This window comes from Psychrobacillus antarcticus, from assembly GCF_029533155.1.
Taxonomy (GTDB): Bacteria; Bacillota; Bacilli; order Bacillales_A; family Planococcaceae; genus Psychrobacillus; species Psychrobacillus antarcticus.
The window spans coordinates 112,746-124,167 of sequence record NZ_JAIZDB010000003.1 but is presented as its reverse complement, the minus strand read 5'-3'; the positions used below and the strand labels follow the sequence as shown (position 1 = coordinate 124,167).

Annotated in this window: 10 protein-coding genes and 1 tRNA gene; 7 read left to right on the top strand and 4 right to left on the bottom strand. The window is 33.9% G+C overall.

Annotated elements, in window-relative coordinates; translation table 11 throughout:
• Both LDK52_RS02755 and LDK52_RS02750 read left to right on the top strand, forming a co-directional pair.
• A partial coding sequence (locus LDK52_RS02755; RefSeq protein ID WP_277584424.1) for a M3 family metallopeptidase occupies window positions 1-1,436 on the top strand: 1,436 nt, incomplete at its 5' end.
• A 140-nt stretch (window positions 1,437-1,576) separates the two neighbouring features.
• On the top strand, window positions 1,577-2,893 hold the full coding sequence (locus LDK52_RS02750; protein WP_277584423.1) for a hypothetical protein: 1,317 nt from the start codon (window positions 1,577-1,579) through the stop codon (window positions 2,891-2,893).
• Between the two features lie 816 nt (window positions 2,894-3,709).
• Here the strand turns inward: LDK52_RS02750 and LDK52_RS02745 are convergent.
• On the bottom strand, window positions 3,710-4,087 hold the full coding sequence (locus LDK52_RS02745) for an rRNA methyltransferase (RefSeq protein WP_277584422.1): 378 nt from the start codon (window positions 4,085-4,087) through the stop codon (window positions 3,710-3,712).
• Window positions 4,088-4,177: 90 nt separating this feature from the next.
• Window positions 4,178-4,720, bottom strand: coding sequence for a helix-turn-helix domain-containing protein (locus tag LDK52_RS02740; protein ID WP_277584421.1), 543 nt, complete (start codon window positions 4,718-4,720; stop codon window positions 4,178-4,180).
• Between the two features lie 123 nt (window positions 4,721-4,843).
• On the opposite strand from LDK52_RS02740, the gene LDK52_RS02735 reads away from it, so the two are divergent.
• From LDK52_RS02735 to LDK52_RS02715, 5 genes are all read left to right on the top strand, one after another.
• The gene (locus LDK52_RS02735; protein WP_277584420.1) at window positions 4,844-6,271 is read left to right on the top strand and encodes a SulP family inorganic anion transporter; all 1,428 of its coding nucleotides are present in this window, start codon (window positions 4,844-4,846) and stop codon (window positions 6,269-6,271) included.
• Window positions 6,272-6,281: 10 nt separating this feature from the next.
• The gene (locus LDK52_RS02730; protein WP_277584419.1) at window positions 6,282-6,701 is read left to right on the top strand and encodes a universal stress protein; all 420 of its coding nucleotides are present in this window, start codon (window positions 6,282-6,284) and stop codon (window positions 6,699-6,701) included.
• 63 nt (window positions 6,702-6,764) lie between these two features.
• Window positions 6,765-6,836 (top strand) — tRNA-Asn (locus tag LDK52_RS02725).
• A 173-nt stretch (window positions 6,837-7,009) separates the two neighbouring features.
• A complete protein-coding gene (locus LDK52_RS02720; RefSeq protein ID WP_277584418.1) occupies window positions 7,010-8,680 on the top strand; it encodes a ribonuclease J in 1,671 nt (556 codons plus the stop codon).
• 177 nt (window positions 8,681-8,857) lie between these two features.
• A complete protein-coding gene (locus LDK52_RS02715) occupies window positions 8,858-9,673 on the top strand; it encodes a GNAT family N-acetyltransferase (RefSeq protein WP_277584417.1) in 816 nt (271 codons plus the stop codon).
• 50 nt (window positions 9,674-9,723) lie between these two features.
• Here LDK52_RS02715 and LDK52_RS02710 read toward each other — a convergent pair whose 3' ends face one another.
• The gene (locus LDK52_RS02710) at window positions 9,724-10,266 is read right to left on the bottom strand and encodes a GNAT family N-acetyltransferase (RefSeq protein ID WP_277584416.1); all 543 of its coding nucleotides are present in this window, start codon (window positions 10,264-10,266) and stop codon (window positions 9,724-9,726) included.
• Between the two features lie 91 nt (window positions 10,267-10,357).
• The gene (locus tag LDK52_RS02705) at window positions 10,358-11,392 is read right to left on the bottom strand and encodes a LacI family DNA-binding transcriptional regulator (protein ID WP_277584415.1); all 1,035 of its coding nucleotides are present in this window, start codon (window positions 11,390-11,392) and stop codon (window positions 10,358-10,360) included.
• Window positions 11,393-11,422: the final 30 nt, after the last annotated feature.

Genomic DNA, 11,422 nt, shown 5'->3' with positions numbered 1-11,422 from the left:
ATTATTTCGCTAATTTTTCTAAGCAAGAAACATTTAAAAAGTTATTGTCTTTTAGAGAAGAGAAAAATCTTACTCCCATTCAGGTACGCCAATTAGACGACTTATATAATAAAATAATTAAAAATCAACTTGATAACAGTGTAGTGCTTAAAACCTTAGAACTTGAAAAAGAAATTTCACATATATTTAATACTTATAGACCTATATTAGAAGGAAAAGAAGTAACAAACAACGAGTTACTGGATATTCTTAAAAACAGTAATCATAATGAACAAAGAAAAGAAGCTTGGCTTGCAAGTAAACAAGTCGGAAAGAAAATTGAAAATAATCTTTTGAAATTAGTACATAGAAGGAATCAAAATGCACAAGCTTTGGGGTTTGATAATTTTTATCAAATGAGTTTAAAAACCCAAGAATTGGATATCGACACTGTTTTTAATACATTTAAACAATTAAAATATCTTTCAGATGAACCTTTTCGTAAAATTAAAGATGAAATAGACGAAGAACGGGCAGAAAAAATGAATATTAAAATAGAAGAACTTCGTCCTTGGCATTATGTCGACCCATTTTTTCAAGAAGCCCCTCCAGTTAGTGGAGTCAATTTAGACAAGTTTTATGATGGTAAAGATTTAGAGAAGATTGTCACTAATACATTTAAAGCAATGGGATTAGATATTGAAGACATTCTTCAAAGGAGCGATTTGTATCCTCGTGAGAATAAAAACCCATTCGGATTTTGTACAGATGTTGACCGTAAAGGGGATATAAGAGTTTTAGTGAACATTGATGAAAGTGTATTTTGGGCAACTGCTCTACTACACGAGTTCGGTCATGCTGCATATTTTAAGTATATTGATAATAATTTACCTTTCATTTTACGTTGCCATTCACACTCGTTAACTACTGAAGCCATTGCATTGTTTTTTGGACGCATGAATAAAACTTTGGACTGGCAAATACATTTTCTGGACTTGAAAGAAGGGCAATTAAGTCATGAAGTCCTTGCTGTTGAAAAGATGCTACAACGTCAAATGTTAGTCTTTGCAAGATGGATAATAACTTTTGGCTATTTCGAAAGAGAATTATACGAAAATCCCGACCAGGATTTAAATAAATTATGGTGGAGTATTGTGGAAGAAATTCAGTTTATAAATCCTCCAGAAGATACAAGTTATCCCGATTGGGCATCAAAAATGCATTTTTCTTTAGCACCAGTCTCTTATCAGGACTATCTATTAGGTGAATTAACGGCATCACAACTTCAGAATTATATAGAAAACAATATTTCTTCTGACCTATTCAAACCAGAAGTTGGAAATTATTTAAAAGAAAATTTTTTTAAATATGGAGCTTCATTACATTGGAATGAAAAAATAAAAAAGGCTACGGGAGAACATTTAAATCCGATTTACTTTATAACACAATTCTTTTAATCGAACTTTTTCAACCTCTGTAAACTAATATAAATGGAGTTTAAATGAGAATACCTTATTGAACTAACGCGGCAGTTTAGTTCAATAAGAATAATGTCTTATCACAAGGAAATACTACTTAAAATTAGGTAGGTGATTAGATGAAAAAAATATCAGTAATTTTTTTACTATTGCTATTAAGTCTAACAACGGTGTTTTATGTAAATTGGGAAAGTTCAACAAAAGCAAAGTTTGCAGAGACAAATGAAAACACAGTATTAGCGACATTATCTGCTAAAGTAACAACAACTTTTGAAGAACATGGTACACCAATTAGTAATTCTCGAATTATTGTAATAAATTCATTAGGTGAGATAATCGGAACAGAATTAACAAATTCTGATGGCGAAGCAAAAATACCTGTTTCAGTTTACAAGGACCCTAGGTTTCTAATGAAAAACATGGGGGAAGTTACTGTCATAGCAGTTGCAAATGGGTATAACGAGCATATTAATTGCCCCGACTGCTTAAAATCTGGTTTTCATAGTATTTTTCACCAAATCAAATTCTTTGATTATTGTGCATTTCATCCGAATCAAAAATTATTGAATGAATGTATAAACTGTAATAAGATGATGCCCGAATATATTATCAACAAAGGGAAGACTACTGCCTTTCATTGTAGTTGTGGATACTCTTTTCTTGTTTCAGATCATATTAAGACGGTGTTCAAATCGTGGCAGTTTCAACCAATTCCTAAAGAAAGAATTATTGCATCTTGGTTAGAATTAGATAAAGTAGCAACTCATAAATATAGTTTTATTTATCCTCTAAACCAATACACTAAAGATTTTAGAATGAATAAAAATGAAATAGATTATTATCCAGAAGTAGCTGAATTATTTATTGCTGCTTTAAACAAAGAACAGGAAAATAGTAATACTGTAAAAATAACATCCCAACAAAATATATTTGAAATGAAAAGCAATTATCTTCCTTTACAAGAAGCATATAAGGAGGTTTTTTCGTATCGATTTACACACTTTGAATTCGAAGAAAGCGATCAATTGGATAGCATTTTTTTTGAAGTATATAAGCAAACACGAACTATATACAAATCAATAACTCGTTATATATTGCGAAAAGTCATAAAAGATCACCATAAATGTATTAAAATTTTCAACAGAGCAAGATTTGACGGGCATGTTTGCCCTCATGCCCTTGCTTTCATCTTTTGGAAAATGGAATGTGAAGGAATGAATTCGTTTTCGGAGATTGAATCACGTAAACAAATGTCCAAATCTTATGATTTTGAATGTGTAAATGAACAGTTTAGCGTCTTTCCGAAAGGAGTGTTTATGACACATCTGAGTGAAGTTTTAAATTCTAGTTCTAAAGAGAAAGGATTCAATTTACTTGAATGTAATGATAGAATTATAAATTTTATTGTAAATATTAACCTCAAACTTATTAATTGAGCGTTATACTAAATGGCTAGAATTAGTTCAGCAGCCTAAAAAATATAAACACGTTCACCCAGATGATAGAATACCGGCGTATCTTGTGCAGATTCCATTAAATTCTAGTGGAGAAATTAGTTTTTATTTTCCAACTGATCGTTATCAATATATGCAAACTATTATAAATGACATTAAAAAACGGTCAACCTGCCCAATAAATAAATTTACTCTTTATGCTCCATATAAGTCACCTATGGGATTAATATTAGGAAAAATGGATAATTAGAAATATAATCTACCGACTTGATTAAAGAGGTAAGAGGTAAGAGTAACAGAAGTGAATCTTAATTTTTGTTAAACCTCAATTCAAAAAACCATCGAAAAAGACCAGGAGATAGGGGTTTAAGATAGGTCATTCAAGAAAACTTACCAGAGCATGTAACGAACAATTAGGAATACTTAATCATTAAAGCAGGTACATGTTTTTTGTCTTTTTATACTTAGGACATAAAAGTATGTACAAAATAACATCTAAAAACATTCAAGCTTTTGAGGGACAAAAAAGTGTGTACAAATTAATTGGACATTTCTATTTTTGTACAATCCACTTAATTTAAAGAGGAATAGATACAAAGAAAAGATGTAAATTTCAATTTAATTATAAGAAAAAAATAATGTACATAGTTTTTTGTCTTTTTTGTACATACTTTTTTGTCGTTGTACATCTCTCTAATATCTCAATATTACTAGTATACTTCTTTAATGATACTCAACTTAGTATAATATATATTATGACCACATCCCTATTTTATAATTAAGTTTATATACTCTTCTTTACTCTTTTACTATTCTATACCTCCAATTTGCATTTTTTACTTCCTCTAAATTTATATAGCTTTCACTTGCCTCAATTACATCATTCAGATTTAGCTTATTACTCTTTGCAAATAACCGTAAGCTCTCCAGTGTATCCTTATCACATGTGGTACGGAATTCTACGCGATCTTTCGGTCTATTTTTCTTGTCATAAATTAATGCACTTTCATTTAATATATTTTCAAACCCATTTTCTAATAAATAGCCAATATGCGAATTTGATTCTTCTGCCATTACTTTCAGCTTTTTTATTAAACTAGCACTTATTCGAGTTTTATATTCAGTTCTAGTTTCATCGACTGTTTGGATTAACTTCCCATTGACTATTTTCCACATAATTATCACACCCTATTATAATCTGTCTTAATAAGCTTTATTTACGCTTATAACGCCCCATAAGAATAGTTTTGACCAACGGACTTAGCTTTACTGTTTAAACTGGTCTAAGTAGCGATAAAGCGTTGATTTACTAATGCCTGTTTCATCTTTAATTTGCTGCAGTGTATATTTTTTACTATCATACATATAAAATGCTCTATTTAGATTATCATCAGACTTTTTAGGGCGTCCAATGATTTTCCCTTGTTTCTGAGCCTCACGTACACCAAAAGTTGATTGATGAGATTTGATTCTAGTCTGTAGGTCTGTCATTAACTCTAGTACCTCTATCAGCTTTAACGATAATATATCTGTATTTTCTATGTTTTCTTCAATGAATGTTACTGTTACTTGATCTCTTTCAAATACACGTAATAAATCTTGAAAATGTGTGAGAGAATCGGCTAATACAACAAAGTTTTGTACATATAGTCGATCACCTTTTGTGAGCTTCATGACTAAATCATCTAGTTCATTTCTTTTTTTCATATATGGGTGACGCTCAGTATAGGTTTCAATAATTGGTACATCATTTAGCTGCAACTTCGAGTCTTCGTCATTAATTAATGGTCGTCTGTATCCGTACTTCATATTTCTCCTCCGATTTCCCAAAAGCATTCCTATTTAGGAAAAGACATGTTATGATAGGTCAGATTGTCCTAAAACTATTGGTTTTGGGACATTATTATTGACTATATCCGAAGGAGAAACTTTATGCAAACAATTCAACAACAATGGTTTGGGAATATTAGAGGCGATATTTTATCAGGAATTGTCGTCGCATTAGCGCTCATTCCTGAAGCTATTGCTTTTTCTATTATCGCAGGTGTAGACCCTATGGTTGGTCTATATGCCTCTTTTAGTATAGCTGTAATAATCGCATTTGTCGGTGGTAGACCTGGTATGATATCAGCTGCAACTGGTGCTATGGCACTTGTTATGGTTAATTTAGTTGCTGATTACGGTCTAAATTATTTATTAGCTGCCACAATTTTAACAGGAATCATTCAAATTTTGTTGGGTGTCTTTAAAATTGCAAAGCTCATGCGATTTATACCCAATTCTGTCATGATTGGCTTTGTAAATTCATTGGCCATTTTAATCTTTATGGCACAAGTCCCTCACGTTTTAGGAGAAGGATTTATTACGTATGTTTTTGTCGCTGTTACATTAATAATTGTTTATACTGTTCCTCGCTTTATAAAAGGGATTCCGGCTCCACTAATTGCGATCATCATCTTAACTGCAATTACATTTATTTTTGGTATCGAATTAAAAACAGTTGGAGATTTAGGTACCATTACACAAAGTCTTCCAAGCTTTTTCCTACCTGACGTGCCGTTTACTTTAGAAACACTTCAGATAATCCTACCTTATTCATTAGCTTTAGCTGTTGTAGGCTTACTTGAATCGTTACTAACTTCTCAAATTGTGGATGATATGACAGATACTAAATCAGACAAAAATCGTGAAGCTCGGGGACAAGGAATTGCCAACTTTATCACAGGATTTTTTGGTGGTATGGCTGGTTGTGCGATGATTGGACAATCCATGATTAATGTTAAATCTGGTGGTCGTGGACGCCTATCTACGTTAGTTGCTGGGGTTTTCTTAATATTTTTAATCATAGTTCTAGGTGATATAGTTGTAGATATTCCGATGCCTGTCTTGGTTGGGATTATGGTTATGGTAGCTATTGGATCATTTGATTGGAGTTCTTTTAAATATGCTGTGACAGCCCCCCGCGCTGATGCAATTGTCATGATAATCACCATAGTAATTGTTCTATACACAAATAATTTAGCTATCGGAGTTGTTACTGGAGTTATCTTGAGTGCCCTGTTCTTTGTAGCTTCCATTTCAAAGGTTAAAATAACGGAACAAGACGGAACATATATTGTGGAAGGTCCTCTATTCTTTGCATCGACACAGAATTTTATCCAAACAATCGAACAAGCAACATCTAACAACATTATCATCGATTTATCTAGTAGCCATTTATGGGATGAATCTTCTGTTGGAGCTGTTGTAAAGGTAGTTTCAAAATTAGAAGAGCAAGGAAAAACCGTATCAGTTGTCGGTTTGAATCCTGCTAGTGAATTGCTTTATCAAAAGTTATTAGGGATTACTACTTCATTATAGGAGGAATTTTATGTATCAACATATTTTATTAGCAGCTGATGGTTCAGAAAACTCCATCCGTGCAACAGTCGAAGCGATAAAATTGGCAAAGTGTTCGCCAACTTCTATTATAGAAGTAGTGGTGGTCACTGATTTTGACAAATCAAAGCAAGACATTTTACATACACAATCGTCTGAATCATTATTGTTGAAGCGTAAACGGAAAATTTCCAATGTGGAACAATTATTAAAAAATGAACAAATAAATTATAAAATAACCTTTTTAAAAGGAGCTCCTGGTCCTGAGATTGTTCGATATGCCAATGAACTGAAAGTCGATCTACTCGTCATAGGCAGCAGAGGTTTGAATAGCTTACAGGAAATGGTGTTAGGTAACGTCAGCCATAAAGTGATTAAGCGTGTGGATTGCCCCGCTTTAATAGTTAAATGATTAAATAGGATGTATATTTTAACAACAACTAGTTCACAATAAGCTTTGTAAAATATCTACAATTCCGAAGTAGCTCAGTGGTAGAGCAATCGGCTGTTAACCGGTTGGTCGTAGGTTCGAGTCCTACCTCCGGAGTTATAAACTTTAAAAAGAATGGGTGAACGTGACAATTTCACGGACAACCATTCTTTTTATTAACCAGTGATTTAACTTGCCTCCTCCCTTCTCTTAAGTAAATTAAAAAACTCCTTATAAAACTTGAATCTGAGGTAATACTGAGAATAGCAATTTTGAATGGAGGATTAAGTATGGGTACAGAAAACACAAAAGTATCTATTTTCGCATTAGGTGGAGTGAATGAAATTGGAAAAAACATGTATGTCATACAATCGGATGACGACATAGTTGTCATAGACTGTGGGTCGAAATTTCCGGACGAAACTTTACTAGGAATAGATTTAATTATCCAAGATATTTCGTACTTAAAGGAAAATGAGGATAAAATAAGAGCTTTGATCATTACCCATGGTCATGAAGATCATATTGGAGGTATTCCCTACTTCCTTAAACAACTCAACATCCCAATTTACGCAACCAACTTAACAATAGGTTTAATCGAAATCAAATTGAAAGAGCATGGATTATTAAGAAATACACAACTATTTTTAATAGATTCCGAATCCAAGTTAAGGCTCGGAACAATTAGAACATCCTTTTTCCGCGTAAGTCACAGTATTCCAGACTGTCTAGGGGTAGCTTTTCATACTTCTCAAGGAACAATTGTACATACAGGAGATTTTAAATTTGATTTGACTCCAGTAGATGGACAAAATCCTGACATTCACAAAATGGCAGAGCTGGGATATAATGGCGTATTGCTGCTCCTGTCGGAAAGTACGAATGCAGAAAGACCAGGCTTCACTGCATCCGAACAAAAAATTGCTGCACAAGTCGAGGAAGCGTTTAGAAATGCTCCAAGAAAAATTTTCATCTCCACATTTGCCTCTAATGTACACCGAGTACAAACAATAGTAAATGCTGCTATTAAGACAAACCGGAAAATATCCTTATTAGGTAGAAGTATGGTCAATGTCGTATCCGTTGCTATGGACCGAGGATACTTAACTATTCCTGAAGGTATGCTTGTCGATCAAAATGAAATCAATTCAATGAACCCAGAAAGTATTGTAATCATATGTACAGGTAGTCAAGGAGAACCGATGGCAGCTTTATCTCGATTAGCAAGTTCAAGCTTCCGTCAAGTGGAAGTCCTTCCTGAGGATACAATCATTTTTGCTGCCGGACCAATTCCAGGTAATGAAAAGAGTATTACCAGAATTATAGACAACTTATATACGTTAGGTGCCCACGTCATCTATGGTTCAGGTCATGTCACTGGTATGCATGTTTCTGGTCATGCTTGTCAAGAAGAACTAAAACTAATGCTCACATTGATGAAACCAAAATATTTCATCCCTATCCATGGTGAATATCGCATGCTTCATCATCATCAGCTTTTAGCGGAAGCAGTAGGCGTCGAACGCAAAAATATATTCATCGTTAAAAACGGAGATGTAGTAGATATCGTAAATGAGGAAGCCGTACAAACAAGAAGCATTGAAGCCGGAAATGTGTTTGTCGATGGTTTCGGCATTGGAGACGTTGGTGAAATTATTTTACGTGATCGAAAATTGCTTTCAAAGGATGGGATGTTAGTTATTGTAACCACCCTAAGTAAAGAAAATAGCAAAATAATTTCTGGACCAGATACGATTTCTCGTGGGTTTGTGTATGGACCTGAATCGGAAGAGCTGATCAATGAAGTCAATCAACATGTACGATCTACCATTTCGAAAACAAGAGAAACGAATAGAAACCAACGTGTTCTAAAACAAAACATTAAAAAATCACTTGAAAAGCTTTTATACAGTCGCACGAAACGCAAACCAATGATACTTCCTATAATTATTGAAGTGTAAGTAAAGTGGACGAAAATGTTTTCATACAAACAAAACTATGGATTTATATATAAACAAACCGTTCATTAGAGGTACTCTCTAGTGAACGGTTCTTTTTTTTCAGAAAAAATATATTATTCATAGAAATTTCGTTATACTATTAATTGTAGTACATTATGAATTCATAAAGGAGTATGTATGTTAACTACTAAACAATTAAAGGACATCGAAGCATTACAAAATGAATGTGAAATACATGACAATATTCAACTTAAGCTAAATTGGGATATGTTAAAAAGTCGTTCTGACGATAAGTATGATTTTTTGCTCTATGACAAGGATGAACTAATCGCTTTTATAGGCTTATACCCGTTTGGAACGACTGTTGAGGTTTGTGGCATGGTAAAACCAAATGAACGTAGAAAACATCATTTCACCAAGCTATTTGAACAGGCTATGGCTGAAGCAAGATTACAGGACTTCCATAAAATTTTGTTAAATGCTCCAGCTGGTTCTGAGGAAGGAAAAGCATTTTTGAAAGCCAAAAAAGCGGTTTATAGCTTTTCTGAACATCAAATGAAGTGGGAACAAACAGATTTAGAAGAAGTTACGGGCTTCTCTTTACGGATAGCCGAGCAAAAGGATCTTCCATTACGAATTCGCTTAAATATAGAATCATTTGGGTTAAATGAACAAAGTTCTATAGAAATAGAAAACAGATTAGATGCTGAAATGGACAATAGCGTCTATATTATTGATGTGCCAGGAGAATCTGTAGGTAAAATTAGAGTAAAAGTAGAGGATAACGAAGCTTGGATCTATGGATTTAGTATACTTCCCCACTTCCGCGGAAAAGGTATTGGACGGAAAGTACTGCAGGATATAGTTAAGAAATATTCAACTCGAGGTCATTCTCTCCACTTAGAAGTCGAAACAGAAAATGTACATGCACTAGGTTTATACAAATCGATCGGATTTCAAATTGTACATGCACAAGATTACTACATATATTAATAACAATACCCCTGGTGTAACTTTAGTTCAGTTACACCAGGGGTATTGTTTTACCTCTTCCAATCACTTGCTAGCATTCCATAAACGACGTGATCCACAAAATGGTCATATAGCCACTCCGCTTGTCTTACACGACCTTCTTCCCTGAAACCTAATCTTTCTGGAATAGCTCTACTTTTCTGGTTTCCTACTGCTGCACGAATTTCTACACGATTTAATTGTAAATCTACTAATGCATAATTCACAAATGCTTCTACTGATTTAGTCATTAATCCTAATCCGACATAATCATTCCCTAGCCAATAGCCTATGCTGGTTGATTGGTTATTCCAATCAATTTTATGGAACCCAATTACACCAGCAAGACTCCCATCATACCAAATCCCAGCTTGAAAACCGTTATTCTCACTAAATTGCTTCATGGTCGATTGGATGAAATTCTTCGTATCGTCCGAAGTCCTCGTAAAATCAATAAACGGAAGCCACTCTCTTAAAGTATCTTTTGATTGAATCGTTAATGCGAACAAATGTTCAGTGTCCCGTAAATCGAGCATTTTTAAGTGCGTTGTATCATTTATCTCGTATGAAAACATATAATTCTCCTTGCATCATAATATTTAGTTTACATAATAATATTATATGAAACTGTTTTGTATATGTATTTCTAACATAAGCTCCTATTTACTATTTTTTCGGAGCTACTCCACATGATTGTCTAATAACTAGTCTATGTGGGATGATAATTCGTTTAACGGGATCATTTTCAATTTTTAATAATTGGATTAAATTACTTGCCGCTTGGTAGCCTAGCTCTTTAATATTAATATCAATAGAAGTAAGTGGTGGTCTAGACATCTCAGCAAATAATGCATTATTAAAGCTAATAATAGAGACTTCAGATGGAATATCAATGTGCATTTCCGTAAGTGTATTCACTACTCCAACCGCCATCAAATCATCTGTTACAAGTAAAGCCGTTGGTGGAATAGTTCTTCTGAGTAGTGCTTTGACAGCTTCCTGACCACCTTCACGCAGAAAGTCTCCATGAATAATATAATCCTCATCCAACTCTATATTAGATGACTTAAGCGCATCTTTATAGCCATTAAGACGATCTAATGTAACTGTTAAACTCGGACTTCCACCTATAAATCCAATTTTGTTATGACCGAGTCCTATTATATATTCCGTAGCTTCTTTTGCAGCCATATAATTGTCGTTATCCACATGGGTAATCTTATCAATGAGGTCATGGTCATATGGTTTTCCAATGACGACAAAAGGAAATTTCCTTTTAGTTAAATACTCCATAATTTTATCATCGATCATAGAGTACAGCAGGATAATCCCATCTACTCTGCCGCCTTGAACCATTTGTACGACACCTTCGTAGGAATCGAACTCTGTTTTTCCACTGGTCATTTGGAGTGCATAATGATTATCGTGTACACCCTCGCTTAATCCCTGAATGACCTCTGAAAAGAATGGATTTTGAAAAAATACACCAGATGAGTGAGGCAAAACAAGACCTATCACTTTAGTGGATTGACTCGCTAGACTACGGGCGATAAAGTTAGGATGATATTTTAGTTCATCCATCGCATCCCTTACTCGTTTCTTCGTGTTTTCACTTATACGGGGACTGTTAGCAATCACCCGAGAAACAGTTGAAGGAGCAACATTAGCCAGCTTCGCCACATCTTTGATTGTAATCGCCATTAGATATTCCTCACTCTCTTCCTTAAAACA